Source organism: Maritimimonas rapanae, from assembly GCF_057837205.1.
Genome location: NZ_JBYQFI010000001.1, coordinates 1,519,758 through 1,537,567, shown reverse-complemented (window position 1 = coordinate 1,537,567; position 17,810 = coordinate 1,519,758). Strand labels below are relative to the sequence as shown.

Genomic DNA, 17,810 nt, shown 5'->3' with positions numbered 1-17,810 from the left:
ATTTTAATGCGTTAACAGTTTTTTTGTTGATTCGTCCACTTCTTTCCAAATATGAGGATTATGTGGTTCGCCATTTTCTTCTATCCATTTTTTATGAGTACCTAACTCATCAACTTCATGCTCACTAATAAATTCTATTGGTTTATTAAATAGAGATCTTTGATAATCTTGAACTCCGCATACTTCACAAACACTAATTATAGTTTTGGGCGAGAGCATTATTACTATTAGTAATAAGAAAAAACCAATGACTAAATATCTCAGTTTAGATCTCACTTTTTAGGCAGCCTTTTCTTTATAAATTTTATTTGCCCAAGATGATTTGATTCATGCTCACAAACGTGAAACCATTTGCAATAATTATTTGTTGGTTTTTGTTGAAAAAAGGGCTCAGATTTTTGAATCCAATTATCATCTCGTTTAGCAAATTCCTTTTTTGTAACCTCTCTAACATCTTCTAATTTTTTTAAATAATAAGAAATGTCATTTCCTTTTATGCTCTTTCTGCCGTTTTTTCCTAAACTCATAGGAATATCCCATTCTTTTTTTATGTCATCATTCCAGCTCCCCCATTCTAATTCATCAAAAGTGTTAAGTTGATAATACTTCTCAGTTGCAGCCAAGTGTAGTAACATTGCGCCAATTGAATTTGATTCAGCATCTATTTGATAATCAAGTTCATCTACTGTCAAACCTTTTACTTGATGTATCACCCAAGAACGCATCATGGTCATCATAGAAAGTAATGATCCAACATGTGGTGAATAGCCTTCTTGAGGGCCAATCATATAAATATTTTCTTCTGAATTATATATGGGTTCTTTTGCTTGAATAAAAGAAGGAGCTATAGCCATTCCTGCACTTAATAATGCTGTTTTTTTTATGAAATTTCTACGATTGTTAAATGATGTTTCCATTTTTAGAGAGTGTATGATTTAGTCATTAAAGTTAAGCTAAAATTGGGCATAAAAAAATCCGTAACAAAATGTTACGGATTTTTAATATAATCTTTTTAAGAAAATTAGTCTTCAGAAATGTTGGCAACGATTTTACCTAAAGCTTCTTCTTTAGTGCTTTTTACAAACTCAAATTCACCGTCAAGTTGAATTTTTACAAGTTCTCTATCATTGTTAACCCAATAATAAGCAGTCTTTACTTTTTTACCTTGATGTACAAATTTATGTAAAGATTGTGTTTCACCAGCAACATCAGTATCAAATTGACCTAAATAGTTGATAGTTTGTCCTTTCTTTACATATAATTTTGTTTCATCTAAAGAATTAAATTTAAATGTACCTTCAGCTTTATTAAATGGTAAATTAGGAACAATTGCCCATACATTAAATGATGGTATTGTTTCTAAAGGCATTCTAATTACAGCACTATGATTAGGGTATAAAAATTGATTTACTTCAGGATCGTTAGTGATTTCATTTTTAAAATCACCTTGAAAACTCCAATATGAAGCATTTCTTTTCATTTTTACACGCTCACCAGCATAAACTACAGGATTCATATTTGAATCTATAGTACCATTAAACTGTATTTTAGATGCATTTGCTAACTTGTTACTTTCGCAAGTTGTAGTTGTAGTAAACTGTAATTTTTCATTACCAAAGTAAGAATTTACAGTTGTTTTTAAAATTGACTCTGCATTATCAATATCAATTCTTTCTAAGCTAATATATCCACTACCATCGGTAGCTTTATACCATACTTTTTTTGATTTTTTTTCACCATTAAAGGAAGAAAATATTAAAAGGCAAGCAATTAATACAAGGGGTAGATTTCTTTTCATGTTTAAGCAATTTATAATTATTAATAGACAAATATAAGATATTTTACTAAAAATTAGACGCTAATACTGCCAAATGGTTGCTTTTTCTTAACCATTTGCACGTATTTTAAGACTTATTGCGTCTTTCTTCACGTCGTTTTTTACGTTTTGCTTTGCGTTCTGCTCGCTTTTTTGCTCTATCTAAAGTAGTTTCTTCTTTCTTAAATATGCTATTAAAAAACTTAGAAACACCAGAATCTTCTTCATAGTCTTCACATACCAAATTATCGGCTAAATTTTCTGGCAATGGGTTGAATGATGCAGTATATTTTTTTTTGATCCAACTGTTTTTTTGTACACGCTGTAATGTTTTAGCAACTAATGGTAAAGCCAAAGTGCTACCAGCTCCATTTGAACCTGAATTAAACTTAATAATAGGCGAGGATGCACCAACACGTGTAACTAGTACTAATTTAGGATTGTAAGCTGCAAACCATGCATCTGCATAATCTTGCGAGGTTCCTGTTTTCCCCGCTAAGGGTACATTTATTCCGTATTTATTTTTTAGAGATTTACCAGTGCCTTCGTTAATTGCTTTTTGGAGTATGGCGTTTAACAGGCTTACAGATCTTTCATTTAGTATACGATTGTTGCTTTTTAAGAATTTGTTGTTGTAAATGGTTTTACCGTCTTGAGTTTTTATTGATGTGATGATTTGAGGTTCAATTTTGTAACCACCATTTGCAAATGCTGCGTATGCTATGGCAGTTTCGTAGATACTAGCACTAGATGTACCTAATGCTAATGATGGTTTATTTACCAACTTTTGTGAAAATCCCATGCTATTCCAGGTGCTATCAATAGTAGAAAAAGGAGTTTCTAAAAATAAATTTACTGTTGGAATATTAAGTGATTTCGTTAAGGATGCTGCCATGGTATAATTGCCACCTATAGATTTATCGTAATTCTGAGGCTGCCAGTTATTAAAGTCGGTCAGAACTAATTTATCGTTATCTAAATAATCACAAGGTGACATGCCATTTTCTAGTGCTGATACATATAAAATAGGTTTAAAAGTTGAGGCTATTTGTCTTTGTGCAAAAATTTGATCATAAGGCTGTGTACGGAAATCAATACCACCAACCCAAGTTTTCACGGCGCCAGTAGTAGGTTCTAAGGCTAAAAACCCTGCATGTAGTAAGGTAAGTGTATGTTTTAAACTGTCGCGAACTGAAATAGAATCTGTATAAAAACCATCCCAATCAAAAAGTTCTCTATTCTTATGTTCGCTAGCTTTTTTAGTAAGTTTTAACCGTTTTAGTTCTTTAGTTACTAGTTGATTTAATTTTTTATTGCTTTCACCATTTCTATGCTGACTTCTTAAACGTTTTTGCATAATACTTAAATGGTTCTTAAAAGCATTTAAGGCATATTTCTGTAGATTAAGATTTAATGTGGTTTTGATAGTTAATCCGCTCTTTTCTATACTATAATCTGTGCCATTTTTTTTATTAAAAGTTTCTAAAATTTCTTTAACCTCTTTTTTAACTTCCGCTAAAAAATAGTTAGCAGGGCCTTCAGATTCGAGATTAGCATAATCTAATTTTATTGGAAGTTGTTGTAAAGAATCCTTTTCAGAAGATTTTAAGTAATCATATTTTTCCATTTGAGCTAAGACTACATTTCTGCGATTAATAGCATTCTCTGGGTATAATCTAGGATTGTAATAGGTGTTGGCTTTTAGCATACCAACTAAAATTGCAGCTTCCTCTACTTTTAGCTTCTCTACGGGCTTATTAAAATAACGTCTAGAAGCGGCTTCGATACCCAATACATTTTCCCCGAAAGGGACAGTATTTAAATATAAAGTAAGAATATCTTCTTTAGAATAAATACCCTCTAAACGATGTGCTAAAAAACCTTCTTTGGTTTTGTTTATTAACATTGTTAATGGCCCATAACTTTTGCGACCATACATGTTTTTTGCTAGTTGTTGATTAATAGTGCTACCACCACCTGCATTTTTTTGATTGAATAAGATTGTTTTAAATAGAACACGCAACAAACTTCGAGAATCTACACCTTCGTGTTCAAAATAACGAGCATCTTCGGTAGCTACGAGTGCATTTACAAGATGCTTAGTTATTTTATCGTATGTGATATTTGTTCTATTTTCTGCATAGAATTTACCAATGATTGAACCCTCTTCAGATAATACCAATGTAGCAGTTTCATTCTTAAATTCTTTAAGCTGTTCTGTAGAATATAATGGGCCAAAAATGCCATAATATACCGCTATTATAAATAAACTCAAGAACAGAATACCTATAAAAAATAACTTAATTAAAAATTTAAATAGCTTTTTTATCATCGAAATTGGGGATAGTTTTAAAATCTCTGATTTTAAACGTATTAATTTAAGGATTATTATTTACAAGGGAATAATGAGGTTTTTATTAAGTAATAATATTATTAGTAATAAATTTGTTAGTAATAAATTTGTTAGTAATAATATTATTACTTATTTTTGATATATGAAACTTCCTTTTAAACATGGTAAAATAATTGAATCTTCTTTCTTTGTAAATAGACAAAAAGAGATTACTTATTTGCAACATAATTTTGAGTCTAAGATCAATACTATAGTTATTTCTCCCCGTCGTTGGGGTAAATCGTCATTAGTTATGAAAGCTTCAAAAGACCTTGCTAGAAAAAATAAAACAATTAGATATGTCTATATAGACATGTTTAATGTGCGTACTGAGCGAGAATTTTATCAGGTTTTTACTGAAGAATTACTTAAAGTATCTTATACAAAATGGGAAGAACGTATAAGAAAAGCAAAGGATTTTTTCAAACAGGTAATTCCAAAATTCAGTTTTGGAGTTGATCCACAACATGAATTTTCCGTGAGTTTTGATTGGGAAGAAGTGGAGAAGAATCCTTCAGAAATTATAAACTTACCCGAATCACTTTCTAAAGCTAAGAAAATTGAAATTGTTGTGTGTCTAGATGAGTTTCAAAATATTAGTCATTTTAAAAATCATCTAGAATTTCAAAAGAAACTACGTGCGCATTGGCAACATCATCAAATAGCTACCTATTGTTTGTATGGTAGTAAACGGCATATGATGACTGAATTATTCGAAAGTAAATCGATGCCATTCTATAAATTTGGTGATGTATTATTCCTGAAAAAAATAGAAACTGATCATTGGGTAAAGTATATTACGAAACAGTTTAAAAAAACAGAAAAAGAGATTAGCGAAAAACTAGCCGAAAAAATTGCGCTAACAGTAGAGAACCATTCCTATTTTGTACAACAGTTATCTAATGTGGTTTGGCGAAACACTGAGACACATTGCACAAATAAGAATGTTAACGATGCTATAGAAGAGCTAATTGAACAATACGACTTGTTGTTTCATAAAGAAATAGACTCGCTTTCTAATCCACAAATAAATTATCTAAAAGCGCTAGTTAATAAAGTGAAACATATGAGTTCTAGCAAGGTTATTAAACGCTATAATTTAGGTTCATCGGCTAACGTAAGTATTATTAAAAAAGCTTTAATAAAGAAAGAAATCATAGACGCTTATGGAGGAACAATTGAATTTTTAGATCCACTTTTTAAGTTGTGGTTTGAACGTATTTACATGCGGTAAAGCCGAAATCATTTTGTAAATTGCGCCTCTAAATTTTAATAGATAGATGTTTAATAAAAATATAAAATTAGTATTGGCTGTGGGCATTTTTGCCTGGGCTATTTATCAGTTTGTAGAAGGTAATATAGGTAATGGTATTTCATTGATTTTACTAGCAGGAATCTTTGTATTTTTCTATTTTAAAAATGAATTTTTATTATTGGCCTTTTTGCGTATGCGTAAACAAGATTTTGCTGGAGCTACAAAATGGTTATCTTATATTAAGAACCCTAGTGCTGCACTAATACAGAAGCAAGAAGGGTATTATAATTTTCTACAAGGTATTATGGTTTCACAAACCAATTTAACACAAGCAGAAAAATTCTTTAAGAAAGCCATTAAACTAGGATTGTCTATGGATCATGACTTAGCCATGGCAAAACTACAGTTGGCTGGTGTTGCTGCTACAAAACGTAGAAAAAGAGAGGCAACTAATTTAATAGCGGAAGCAAAAAAATTAGACAAACATGGTATGCTTAAAGAGCAGATACAGCAATTAAAACAACAAATGAAACGGATTTAATCAAATTAGTTTCTTAAAATAAAAAAACCTCGAAATGTACATTTCGAGGTTTTTTGTTTCCAATCTTAAAGGGGAGAAAGGATAGAAATCTTTAGTTTACCAAATTTATTCTTCTTCTTGAGAAGCTGCTTCTACTTTAGGAGCCTCTTTCTTAAATTTAGCATATTTGTTTTTAAACTTATCAATACGTCCAGCTGTATCGACCAATTTAACTTTACCAGTGTAATATGGGTGCGATGTTCTAGAAATCTCAAGTTTCACTAACGGATACTCAACACCATCAACCTCAATTGTTTCTTTTGTATCTGCAGTAGAACGTGTTAAAAACACATCGTTATTAGACATATCTTTAAAAGCTACCATTCTATAATTTTCTGGATGAATTCCTTTTCTCATCGTAATCTTCTTTTTAATTGTTAAATAACTGCTTTCCAGTTTTGAGAGTGCAAATTTAATACTATTTTTGAAAATTCAAACTATAAAAATACTTTTTACTCAAAAATTAAATAATGACCTTAAGATCACTTTCAATCATTAGTGTTTTAGCGCTTTTACTTACAGCTTGCGGTAATCAATATAAGTTAAAATTAACATCTCCTAAGACAGTAAATGTCAATCAGAAATTAGGTTTTACAGTAACAGAAAAAAACAATAAACCTATTGATTCTGTACGTTATTACCTTGACGGAAAGCATTTAAACTCAAATTCAGACATTGATATTGCTAACAGTAGATTAGGAAAGCATGCAGTATCAGCAACTGTTTTTTATGGTGATAAGCAAAAACAATTAACAAATACAGTACATTTTTTAGCAGCGAATGCTCCAGAAATATATAACTACGAGATTGTAAATGAATTTCCGCATGATAAGGATGCTTTTACACAAGGTTTGGAGTTTCATAACGGATTTTTATATGAAAGTACTGGTCAGAATGGTGAATCATCTTTGAGAAAGGTAAATTTAGAAACGGGTGAGGTTTTACAAAAACATGATTTAGATCAGCAATATTTTGGTGAAGGCATGACCATTTTTGGTAATAATATTTACATGTTAACATGGCGTAATAAAAAAGGATTTGTGTTCGATTTAGAAACATTTGATCTAAAAAATGAATTTGTTTATAATCAAAGTAAAGAAGGTTGGGGGTTAACTCATAATGCAAGTAAGCTGATTAAAAGTGATGGTACCGAACGTATATGGTTTTTAGATCCAAAAACTCAGAAGGAAGAAAATTTTATTGAAATTTACACCAACAAACGTAAAGCTGATGATCTAAACGAATTAGAATATATAAATGGTAAAATATATGCTAATATGTGGCAGCGTAATAGCATCGTAATTGTTGACCCTAAAAGTGGAGCTATTGAGGGTATAGCTGATATGAAAGGCCTTCAATCTAAAGCAGGTCAGTCCGGTAACGACCATGTATTGAACGGTATTGCATATGATGCAGCTAATGATCGTCTGTTTGTAACAGGAAAAAACTGGAACAAAGTATTCGAAATTAAGCTAAAGAAAAAGCAATAAAGATATCCTAAAAAAGTTATATTTAGACAGAATTCTAACAATGCGTTTTAGCCTTTTTCTTCTAGCAATATTACTACTATCACTTGGTTCATGTCGCAAAGATTTTGACACTATTCTAAGTAAAGGAGAACTTCAATTCTCTAAAGACACTATTTTTTTAGATACCATTTTTACAAATATTGGTTCTAGTACTAGAAGCTTTAAAGTTTACAATAAAAGTAATGATGCAATTACGATTCCAACAATTGCTTTAGGTAGGGGTGAGAATTCTTTTTATCGCCTAAATGTAGATGGTGTCCCTGGTAAAATATTTCAGAATATAGATATTTTAGCAAGAGATAGTATTTACATTTTTGTTGAGGCTACTATAGATTTTAATCAAGTTACCAACCCAATTTATACAGATTCTATTGTTTTTGATGCCGCTAATAATTTTCAAGATGTAGATCTGGTAACATTAGTACAAGATGCACATTTTCTATTTCCTCGACGGGATGCTCAAGGAATTTCAGAAACTATTGTAATAGGTCAAGATGAAATGGGTGAAGACATTGCCGTTAACGGATTTTTACTAGATGATGACACTGTATGGCAGAATGATAAACCCTATGTTATTTATGGTTATGTTGGAGTGCCGTTTGATAAAACATTAACGATTGAAGCCGGTACCAAAGTCCATTTTCATGATGGTTCAGGGTTATTAGTGCAAGAAGATGGAACTCTTAAGGTAAACGGAGAACTCGATAATGAAGTAGTTTTTGAAGGTGATCGTTTAGAGCCTAATTTTTCTGAAGTAGCTGGACAATGGGGAACTATTTGGCTGCGAGAAGGTAGCAAGAATAACGAGATTAATTATGCCATTATTAAAAACGGAATTATTGGTTTATTAGTTGATGATATTAATGGAGTTAACCCAACCCTGACAGTAAAAAATACACAAATCTATAATACATCTAATTTTGGTATTTTAGGTAGACAGACCAATATTTTAGGTGAGAATTTAGTATTGGCTAATAGTGGACAATCGGTTTTAGCTTGTACAGTAGGAGGCACCTATAATTTTACACATAGTACGTTTGCTAATTATTGGAATGGTAGTTTTAGGCAATTCCCAACGGTCTTAGTAAATAACTTTTTTACTTCGATCAATAATGGTAACGAAATTATAAATCCGGTAACCTTGCAAGCTGCCAATTTTACGAATTGTATTATTGAGGGTAATCAGAATGTAGAATTCGTGTTAGATAGGGTAGAAGGAGCTGATTTTAATTTTAATGTGGCAAATAGTTTATTAAAATTTGATACAACAAACTCTGAACTATTAACTAATCCGTTATTCGACTTTAACGACACAAGTCTGTACCAGAATATAATTTTAAATGGAAACCCTCATTTTAGAAATCCTTTAGAGAATGATCTAATTATTGGTCAAGATTCAGACGCTAATGGCAATGCATCTTTAACGGGAGCTACTACAGTTCCTTTTGATATTTTAGGTATTAATAGAACTACATCACCAGATATTGGGGCATATCAACATATTACTTTCGAAGAGAACTAATATCCATAGTAATGAACTATACTCCTTATTAACTAATGATTTATTTACACAATTCTATTCCCCAATTAGTATGACCTCTACCGTCCCAACATTTCCAATTCTTTTTTATTGAAATTACTGACCATTTACCATTTACCCTTTTCAATTCCATAACATATTTTTCTCCCCGTATAGAATCATCTAATTGGTTATTATGAATTAAGGTTACGAGTTTATTTCCATTTTCTACGTTTTTTTCGGAGATTTCTATTTTTTCATTTCCTTCACCAGTTTCTACTTCTTTTGGATAAAATAATTTCATTACATCTTTAGAAGATAAATGCTCATTTTTTTCTTTTAATAACTGATTTATTTTTTTAGAGTTTAATGTTTTAAACTTTTCATTAATTATAATAATCTCTTTTTCTTGAGTTGGCTGAGTTTTGCTATTAGTTTTATGAGATTTTCCTTTACAAGACAAGAGAATAATAATTAAAAGTAGTATAGTAGTTATTTTCATATTTTCTAATGTATTAAGAATATATATTCATTTTAATATATCTATTGCACCGAGTATAGATTAAATATATTCACCGATAAACTAAGGTAGTTTTTTAAGTAGTTAAAGCCAACCATTTCAAGTATATTTTATAATTTAGATACCAACTAATTCTAACTAATGTCACAACAAGAAAATAACGCCTATATCTTAGGTACAGAAACTGCAGAATTACATCGTTTAGGTTTACAACATCAAGTGTGGGCAAGTGAAGCTATTAAAAGTTGGGAGTTGGCTGGTTTTACACAAGGTCAAACATTACTGGATCTAGGTTGTGGACCTGGATTCTGCACTACTGAGCTAGCTTATATAGCAGGTGAACAAGGAAAGGTGATTGGTATAGATAAATCTGCTTATTTTATCGATTTTTTAGATAAAGTTGCTGAGCAATTCAACTTGAGTATTGAAACCCAATGTTGTGACTTTAATGATATGCAGCTTACTGAAAATAGTCTAGATGGTGTATATGATCGTTGGGCATTGGCCTGGGTACCTAATGCTAAAGAAGTGCTAGTAAATTTGCACAAAGCTTTAAAAAAGGGTGGAGTAGTAGTCACACAAGAATATTTTGATTGGTCTACATTACAGTCTGAACCTCATATACCAGCTTTAGCAAAAGGTATTGGTGCAGCTTTACAAAGTTTTAGAGAACAAAATGGAAATATAGATGTTGGCAGAAATTTACCTCTATATTTTGAAGAATGTGGCTTTGAGGTGATTAGCACCAGACCTTTAACTAAAATGGCAACACCTAATCAATTAACATGGCATTGGCCAAAAAGTTTTTTTAATATTTATTTTCCTAAACTAGTAGATGCCGGTTATTTAACTAATCTAGAAGTTAATGAGGCGTTAGTTGCTTTCGAAGACTTAGAAAAGATGCCAGGGGCCACGATTTTCTGCCCAGCTATGCGAGAAGTGATTGCCAGAAAAATCTAGTATTTTTCTTTTAAAGTTTTAGTGTGATGTTCTACATGATAGGCAGTCCACATAATAATTTCTCGAATTGGCATTTTGCCCATTAAAGGGTGTGGTAAAATTAGATTATCAAGGTCTTTATCTTTCCACTTATTGGTTTTGTATTGCAGCTTTTTATTTTCAGTTTTTAATCTGTTTATAATGTAACCTTTATCGTCAATCTTTGGTGCTTTTACGTTAGAATTGAACACCTTAGCTTTATCTTGATTTTGAGACAATTTGTCTTGATATTTTTTTACAATAGCTTCATAGTCTCGCACTTCTCGATTTGCTTTACCAAACTTATAACGTAGTAAGAATTTAGGCATACTTAAAGCATCATTCACTTTTTTGATGCTTTGTAAGAGATGCAAAGAATGCTGACCTGGTGTCCATTTACCCTCTGGTCCAGTTTCCCATTTATCTTTTGGTTCATTTTCTAACCAATTAAATAGATCTTGGTGTTTTTTTTCTAATAATTTTGTGATAGATTCCTTATTCATAAGTATCAAATTTCACTTTAAATATATAAAAAAAGGAAAACTTAATAAGTTAGCTAAGTAATCTTCTATTACTCAAGTGTTTCTTGGATACTTGCAATATGATGATCGTCGTGTTCTGCAGTAAAAAATGCCATGTCAACAGCTTTCATAGGTACTTGTAGACGAGGATGAGTAGCTACAAATTTCTGTGATTCGTCATCAAGATTTTTTAAAGAGGCAATTAAAACATTTCTTTTAAGATCAAACTCTTCAATCAATTTTTCAATTGATTTTTCATTATGATTTGCAGCATAGGTTTTCTTATTACTCATGTCTGCTGCTCTTAAAATTTCTTTTCGATTCATAAAATCAGTCACTCTACCAATATGTAAGTCTTCGAGATCTACTAAATGACCAATATGTTCTTTAATACTCCACTTGTCATTAAGCTGAGTACTTAAATAATCATCAGGTAAGTTTTTAGTCAAATGTTTTAAACGAATAGTTACCCCGTCTAAACGAGTTAAAATATTAGGCAACCATCCTTCAGGAATACCTAAATTAAATTTTCTATCGACCCACTTAGTACGTTCCATATTTTAATTTATAATTCATCAATAAAGTGACCGCGATGTTTTTCTTTACTAAACTTTTCCTTGTTATAAGCTTCAGATTGATTTTTTGGTACAGATAAATTTTTCCAATCTTTACCTTTCATCATTTTTCCTAAATAGACTATTTGCCCAAGATGAAATGGATAATGGCTTAATTGTCTATTAATAGCTTCTGTAACGGAATGCCCAATGTTTCTTATATAAATTATCCGCTCTAGATCTTCCGCCTTAAGCGCATTAGTAATATTAAATAAGCAGCTCCAACCAGATTCCCAATAAGCAATGACTTCTTCCTTTGTGGTGAAAGTATTTATAAATTCTTGATCTCTATTTCTCCACTCTTTTTCACCATCTTCAGTATAAAAGTTTGTCCAGCGACTTAACATATTGCCAGCAATATGTTTAGCAATAATGGCGATAGAATTATCTTCTTCACCACTTTGCCAAAATAGTTGTTCTTCGGTTAGTTGCTCAAAGGTTCTATCACCTAAACTTTTATAATAATTGAATTGCTTTTTTACACTATTTATATAATTCTCACTCATGGTTTCTAAAAATAAAAAGAGTTCCCCTAAAAAGAGAACTCTAATTTACTTAAAATCTTTGGCTTTTCTACGATTTAACAAATTTGATAGAACTTGTATTTACACAATATCTTTTGCCTGTAGTTTCACGTGGCCCATCATCAAAAATATGCCCTAAATGACTATCACATCTAGTACAAGTAATTTCTGTACGTATCATACCATGACTGGTATCTCTTGTAAATTCTATAGTGCCAGGTATAGCATCATCAAAAGAAGGCCAACCACAATGAGATTCATATTTACTACCAGATTCGAATAATTGTAAATCACAAGCTCTACAATGATAGGTGCCTTTTTCAAAATGCTTGGTATAACCATCATCTCCTGGTCTGTCTGTACCTTTTTGTCTAAGTACATAATATTCTTGTGGTGTTAATTCGGCTTTCCATTGAGCTTCGGTTTTTACTACTTTTTTTATCTTTTTTGCCATTTGTTTTTTCGTTGATTTCTTATTTTTTTTCTCTTGAGCAATTGAAGTGCAGCTAATAAAAAGTAATAGTAGAGAAATAGACAAGATATGTTTCATGGTTTAAATTTTAATAAAATCAATAATCTTATTGATAACCTTTTTGTCACGTAAAATTTTTCTATGCCCGAGACCATTGGTGACTAATAAAAGGCCATTCTTAAGATTTTGACGAAGTTTATAAGCACTACTTACATCGACATCATTGTCTTGAGTATCTTGAATAACAAGCGTGGGGATTGAGATATTCTTAGCAGCTTTATAAGCTGCAAAAGTTTCGATGTCTTTATTATATTTTGAATTAATAAGCTTTTTAACTTTAGCTGAAACTTTTTGTCTTAATTGTAAATTTTTAACCAAGACATCTATTATTTTATTGATAGAACCCTCAATGCCAATAACAACTAATTTATTAATGAATGGCTTTTCAGATTGTGCATTTAATAAAGAGATGCCACCAAAAGAATGACCAATTGCCGCTTCAAACGGACCATATTTTTCATTTATATATTTAAGTGTTTCTATAGATTCTTGTATGTTGGTTGTTTTCCCTTCCGATTGGCCGTGTGCAGGAGCATCATAAGCAATTACCATCATACCATTCTCTAATAATTTATCAGCAATTTCATATAATTGTGTACCACGACCTGCCCATCCATGGGCTAATAAAATTTTAGTTTTAGAAAACCCATATTCATATATCATAATATCTTTATCTATTCCAGGAATTTTTTCAAGAATGTTCTTTGCACTTTTGCGCATCATTAGTTCACGTTCAGGCGTATTGAACTTAAAAGGTGTAATAAATAGTTTGTAAACAAACTTAGCTGCCAATGAAGCTGAGAAGAATTGCAAGGTTTTTCCTGTAGATATTATCGAGCTAGGAATATTATGACCTTGTTTTGGAATAGATTTTGATTTATCATTCATAATTACGAATTTATACAAAATTTGTATATTTAAACTTTAATCAATTAAATGAATAGTATTATGAAAAAAATAGTAGCACTTAGTATAGTTTCTTTATTTTTATGGAGTTGTAGTACAGTGCCAATTACAGGAAGAAAACAATTTAGTCTTGTTAGTGATGCACAGATTTTACCAATGGCATTTCAACAATACCAAGGATTTCTAGATCAGAATAAAGTATCTACTGATGCAGAAATGACAAATCAAATTAAAACTGTGGGTAAACGTATAGCTGGAGCTGTAGATCGTTACATGCGTGCTAATGGTATGGCAGAAAAAGCTGATGCTTATCGATGGGAATTTAATTTAATAGAAGATAAAACAGTAAATGCTTGGGCAATGCCAGGCGGTAAAACAGTTTTTTATACTGGTATAATGCCAATAGCAAAAAATGTTGATGGTGTTGCTGCTATTATGGGTCACGAAGTTGCACACGCTTTTGCCAGACATGGTGCAGAGCGTATGTCTACAGGTATGTTGGCACAAGCTGGTGGTTTAGGTGTAGCTTTGGCAACAGGTAATAAAAACCCTCAGCAACGTCAGATGTGGATGACAGCTTACGGCATAGGTTCTCAGTTAGGACAACTAAAGTTTAGTAGAACACACGAAACAGAAGCCGATAAATTAGGCGTTGTATTTATGATCATGGCAGGTTATAATCCTGCTGAATCAGTTAATGTTTGGATACGAATGAGTCAACGTAAAGGAGCACAAGCAGCTCCACCAGAATTCTTAAGTACACACCCTTCCAATCAGACACGTATTAAAGGATTGACAGAGTGGATTCCTAAAGCTAAAGTTTTAGCTAAAAAGCTAAATGCCCAGACTATGACTAATTAAAGATAGTAGAAAAATTAGTACATTGTGAGCCGTTCTAAATTTTAGAACGGCTCTTATTTTTTATTTATGCTACAACGAGGAGATAAAAAACTAATCAATGCCTGGGCCTTTTACGATTGGGCAAATTCTGTGTATTCTTTGGCAATTTCAACAGCCATATTTCCATTGTATTATGGAGCGGTGACCAAAGATAAAGTAGTTTGGTTTATGGGTACAAGCTGGGATCATCCAGATTCTTTGTATAGTTATGCTTTGTCATTTTCCTTTTTAATTGTAGCATTTATTTCACCTATCCTTTCGGGGATTGCAGATTATACGGGTAATAAACTGAAGTTTTTAAAAGCCTTTTGCTGGTTAGGATCACTCTCAGTAATGGCGTTATATTTTTTCGATTCTTATGAAACCACTTGGGTAGGAATAGTTTTTTCGATTCTTGCCAGTATAGGTTTCTGGGGTAGTATCGTTTTTTATAATGCTTATTTGCCAGAAGTTGCACACCCGGAACAGCAAGATGCGGTAAGTGCTAAAGGATTTATTTATGGATATACTGGATCGGTTATTTTACTAATTATCAATTTAATAATGATTATGAAGCCAGAACTATTAGGAATTGAATCTGGAATGGCTTCGCGCATTTCTTTTATTATGATTGGGTTATGGTGGTTGGGTTTTGCACATGTTACTTTTAGTAAGTTGCCAAATAATGTATATCATAAAAAACCAGAAAAAGATTATATATGGAAAGGCCTTAGAGAATTACAAATTGTTGCAAAAGACTTGGTAAATTATCCTCAATTAAGAACTTTTCTGATTTCATTTTTCCTACTGAGTGTTGGAGTACAAACTATTATTTTAATGGCGGCAATTTTTGGTTCTAGTGAGTTAGGATTACCGTCAACAAACCTCATAATAACAATAATTGTAGTACAATTAGTAGCAATAGTTGGTGCAGCAATTTTTTCTAGAGTATCTGCTCGTGTCGGAAATATAAAGGCACTAAAAATTACATTAGCAATTTGGACTATAGTATGTTTTTTAGCTTTTATGTTAGATAAAAGTCAAGAGAATGTACATATTTATTTTTATGGACTTGGTGGATTATTAGGCTTGGTTCAAGGAGCAATACAATCATTAACTCGATCTACTTATTCTAAGTTATTGCCTGAGACTGAAGACCATGCTACCTATTTTAGTTTTTACGATGTAACCGAAAAAATAGCTATTGTGTTAGGAACTTTTGTTTATGGGTTGCTTTACGCTATAACAGACTCAATGCAGTGGAGTGTATTATTTTTGGCTATTTTCTTTTTGGCTTCTTTTATAGTATTGAGCTATTTGAAAAAAACAAAATATGTTCAATAAAAAACGACCAGCTAAAAACGAATGTTTCTAACTGGTCTAAGGTAATTCAAATTTCCACTAAAACTACCTTTTTCTACTTCTTCTACCTCCAGATTGGTTTCTATTGCTATTTCCTTGAAAAGAACGATTACCTCTGTTAAAATCTCCTCCTCCAGAACGACGTCTTCCTCCGCCAAAACCACCACGTTTTCTACCGCGACTTTGTTGTTTTTGCTTTTTAGTAACTTCTACAATAACGCCTCTACCTTCAAATTCTGTATTTTTAAAAGATTTTAGAATGGCTTCTTCTACATTTTTATCAATTTCGAAGAACGAAAAATTCTTTAATATCTCTATTTGGCCAATTTCAACATCGCCTTTATCTAAATTTTCATTGATAATGCCAATTAAACGAGCAGGATTCAATTTATCTATCTTTCCGAGGTTGATATAAAATCTTGTAAAGTTTTCATCACTACTTCTTCTACGTTCTTTACTAGTGTCACCATTTAGATCCTGGGCATCCTCGTAATATGATAAGAACTGATTAAACTCTATAGAAACAAACTTTCTAATTAATTCTTCTCTATCTAATCCTTCTAATTTAGAATAAATCCCGTCAAGATATCCTTCAATTTGGCTATCATTTACTTCGACTTCTTTAACTTTTTCGATTAGCTTAAACAATTGTTTCTCACAAATCTCTTTTCCGTTCGGCACTTGCTTTGCAACAAACTTTTTACCAATCTTCTTTTCAATAGGCGAGAGCTTTCTTTTTTCACCATTTGTAACAATGGCTATAGAAATACCTTTATTACCAGCTCTACCTGTCCTTCCACTTCTATGTGTATAAGATTCAGCTTCATCTGGCAATTTATAATTGATAATATGGGTTAAATTATTTACATCGAGTCCACGAGCTGCAACATCGGTAGCAACTAATATTTGCAAATGCTTATTTCTAAACTTTTCCATAACAATGTCACGCTGAGCTTGTGAAAGATCACCATGGAGAGCATCTGCATTATAGCCATCTGCAATTAACTTTGCTGAAACATCTTTAGTTTCTCTACGAGTTCTACAAAAAACAATTCCATAAATATCAGGATTGATATCTGCGAGACGTTTTAAAGCTGAATATCTATTTCGTTCTGAAACTAAGTAATATTCATGCGAAACATTATCCGATCCACTATTACGTTTACCAGCATCAATCTCAACCGGATTATGCATGTAATTCTTAGCTATCGCATTCACTTCTTTAGGGAAAGTGGCCGAAAACAACAATGTTTGTTTATTGTCTGGAGTAACTTCTAAAACCTTATCTAGGTCTTCTTTGAAGCCCATATTAAGCATTTCGTCGGCTTCATCGAGAACAACCCATTTAATATTACTTAATTTTAATTTCTTGCGCTTAATGAGATCAACTGTTCTACCAGGCGTACCTACAACAATTTGAGCACCTTTTTTTAATCCTCTAATTTGCTTTTCAATATCAGCACCGCCATAGACAGTAATTACATTTAGATTACCCAAATTTTTCGAAAACTCTTCTATGTTTTTGCCAATTTGAATAGCCAATTCTCTTGTTGGTGATAAAATAATAGCTTGTGTATTATTAGAACTGGTATCTACTTGTTCTATGATAGGTAAACTAAATGCGGCAGTTTTACCAGTACCAGTTTGAGCAAAGGCCTTTAAGTCATCTGGAGACATTAAGATTTGCGGAATAGTTTTCTCCTGTATAGGAGTTGGTTGTTCATACCCTAGATCATCTAGCGCAGAAACAATTACTTGGCTTAAGCCAAGTTCATTGAATTGAGACATATGTATAATTTATCAAACTAAGGCTCCAAAGTAAAATGCTCGTTAGCAGATAAATAAGCCTCTTGTTTTTATCAGGCTGCAAAAGTAAACTAAAT

General features: G+C 31.8%; 19 protein-coding genes. 7 read left to right on the top strand and 12 right to left on the bottom strand.

Going from position 1 to position 17,810, the window contains the following annotated elements:
* Positions 1-3: 3 nt before the first annotated feature.
* The 4 genes from AC3IF2_RS07350 to AC3IF2_RS07335 form a co-directional block, all read right to left on the bottom strand.
* Positions 4-276 carry a hypothetical protein gene (locus AC3IF2_RS07350; RefSeq protein WP_489166426.1) on the bottom strand — a complete coding sequence of 91 codons (273 nt, stop codon included), beginning with the start codon at positions 274-276 and terminating at the stop codon, positions 4-6.
* Positions 273-917, bottom strand: a complete 645-nt coding sequence (locus tag AC3IF2_RS07345) for a DinB family protein (RefSeq protein WP_489166425.1) — start codon at positions 915-917, stop codon at positions 273-275. Before AC3IF2_RS07345 ends, AC3IF2_RS07350 begins: the two co-directional genes overlap by 4 nt.
* Before the next feature lie 104 nt (positions 918-1,021).
* On the bottom strand, positions 1,022-1,798 hold the full coding sequence (locus AC3IF2_RS07340; RefSeq protein ID WP_489166424.1) for a hypothetical protein: 777 nt from the start codon (positions 1,796-1,798) through the stop codon (positions 1,022-1,024).
* 106 nt (positions 1,799-1,904) lie between these two features.
* Complete coding sequence (locus AC3IF2_RS07335) at positions 1,905-4,148, bottom strand: transglycosylase domain-containing protein (RefSeq protein ID WP_489166423.1); 2,244 nt, start codon at positions 4,146-4,148, stop codon at positions 1,905-1,907.
* A gap of 163 nt (positions 4,149-4,311) precedes the next feature.
* On the opposite strand from AC3IF2_RS07335, the gene AC3IF2_RS07330 reads away from it, so the two are divergent.
* Together AC3IF2_RS07330 and AC3IF2_RS07325 are read left to right on the top strand one after the other, a co-directional pair.
* A complete protein-coding gene (locus AC3IF2_RS07330) occupies positions 4,312-5,442 on the top strand; it encodes an AAA family ATPase (protein WP_489166422.1) in 1,131 nt (376 codons plus the stop codon).
* Positions 5,443-5,488: 46 nt separating this feature from the next.
* A complete protein-coding gene (locus AC3IF2_RS07325; protein ID WP_489166421.1) occupies positions 5,489-6,004 on the top strand; it encodes a DUF2892 domain-containing protein in 516 nt (171 codons plus the stop codon).
* A gap of 105 nt (positions 6,005-6,109) precedes the next feature.
* On the opposite strand, the gene AC3IF2_RS07320 is transcribed toward AC3IF2_RS07325, so the two are convergent.
* Positions 6,110-6,400 carry a type B 50S ribosomal protein L31 gene (locus tag AC3IF2_RS07320; RefSeq protein WP_480198014.1) on the bottom strand — a complete coding sequence of 97 codons (291 nt, stop codon included), beginning with the start codon at positions 6,398-6,400 and terminating at the stop codon, positions 6,110-6,112.
* A 113-nt stretch (positions 6,401-6,513) separates the two neighbouring features.
* Between AC3IF2_RS07320 and AC3IF2_RS07315 the strand changes: the two genes are divergently transcribed.
* Entirely contained in the window at positions 6,514-7,533 is a 1,020-nt protein-coding gene (locus tag AC3IF2_RS07315) for a glutaminyl-peptide cyclotransferase (protein ID WP_489166420.1), read from the top strand.
* A gap of 40 nt (positions 7,534-7,573) precedes the next feature.
* A complete protein-coding gene (locus AC3IF2_RS07310; protein ID WP_489166419.1) occupies positions 7,574-9,094 on the top strand; it encodes a hypothetical protein in 1,521 nt (506 codons plus the stop codon).
* 40 nt (positions 9,095-9,134) lie between these two features.
* Here AC3IF2_RS07310 and AC3IF2_RS07305 read toward each other — a convergent pair whose 3' ends face one another.
* The gene (locus tag AC3IF2_RS07305; protein WP_489166418.1) at positions 9,135-9,593 is read right to left on the bottom strand and encodes a hypothetical protein; all 459 of its coding nucleotides are present in this window, start codon (positions 9,591-9,593) and stop codon (positions 9,135-9,137) included.
* Between the two features lie 159 nt (positions 9,594-9,752).
* On the opposite strand from AC3IF2_RS07305, the gene AC3IF2_RS07300 reads away from it, so the two are divergent.
* Complete coding sequence (locus AC3IF2_RS07300) at positions 9,753-10,571, top strand: methyltransferase domain-containing protein (RefSeq protein ID WP_489166417.1); 819 nt, start codon at positions 9,753-9,755, stop codon at positions 10,569-10,571.
* Here AC3IF2_RS07300 and AC3IF2_RS07295 read toward each other — a convergent pair.
* From AC3IF2_RS07295 to AC3IF2_RS07275, 5 genes are all read right to left on the bottom strand, one after another.
* Positions 10,568-11,092, bottom strand: coding sequence for a DinB family protein (locus AC3IF2_RS07295; RefSeq protein ID WP_489166416.1), 525 nt, complete (start codon positions 11,090-11,092; stop codon positions 10,568-10,570). The genes AC3IF2_RS07300 and AC3IF2_RS07295 overlap by 4 nt on opposite strands.
* A 68-nt stretch (positions 11,093-11,160) precedes the next feature.
* Positions 11,161-11,667, bottom strand: a complete 507-nt coding sequence (locus AC3IF2_RS07290) for a DinB family protein (protein ID WP_489166415.1) — start codon at positions 11,665-11,667, stop codon at positions 11,161-11,163.
* Between the two features lie 8 nt (positions 11,668-11,675).
* On the bottom strand, positions 11,676-12,230 hold the full coding sequence (locus tag AC3IF2_RS07285) for a DUF1572 family protein (protein ID WP_489166414.1): 555 nt from the start codon (positions 12,228-12,230) through the stop codon (positions 11,676-11,678).
* Between the two features lie 67 nt (positions 12,231-12,297).
* Positions 12,298-12,798 carry a peptide-methionine (R)-S-oxide reductase MsrB gene (gene msrB, locus AC3IF2_RS07280; protein ID WP_489166413.1) on the bottom strand — a complete coding sequence of 167 codons (501 nt, stop codon included), beginning with the start codon at positions 12,796-12,798 and terminating at the stop codon, positions 12,298-12,300.
* Between the two features lie 3 nt (positions 12,799-12,801).
* Entirely contained in the window at positions 12,802-13,668 is an 867-nt protein-coding gene (locus AC3IF2_RS07275; RefSeq protein ID WP_489166412.1) for an alpha/beta hydrolase, read from the bottom strand.
* A gap of 60 nt (positions 13,669-13,728) precedes the next feature.
* On the opposite strand from AC3IF2_RS07275, the gene AC3IF2_RS07270 reads away from it, so the two are divergent.
* Positions 13,729-14,547, top strand: coding sequence for a M48 family metallopeptidase (locus AC3IF2_RS07270; RefSeq protein ID WP_489166411.1), 819 nt, complete (start codon positions 13,729-13,731; stop codon positions 14,545-14,547).
* Positions 14,548-14,613: 66 nt separating this feature from the next.
* Positions 14,614-15,909, top strand: coding sequence for an MFS transporter (locus tag AC3IF2_RS07265; protein WP_489166410.1), 1,296 nt, complete (start codon positions 14,614-14,616; stop codon positions 15,907-15,909).
* Between the two features lie 63 nt (positions 15,910-15,972).
* Here AC3IF2_RS07265 and AC3IF2_RS07260 read toward each other — a convergent pair whose 3' ends face one another.
* Positions 15,973-17,715, bottom strand: coding sequence for a DEAD/DEAH box helicase (locus AC3IF2_RS07260; protein WP_489166409.1), 1,743 nt, complete (start codon positions 17,713-17,715; stop codon positions 15,973-15,975).
* Positions 17,716-17,810 lie beyond the last annotated feature (95 nt).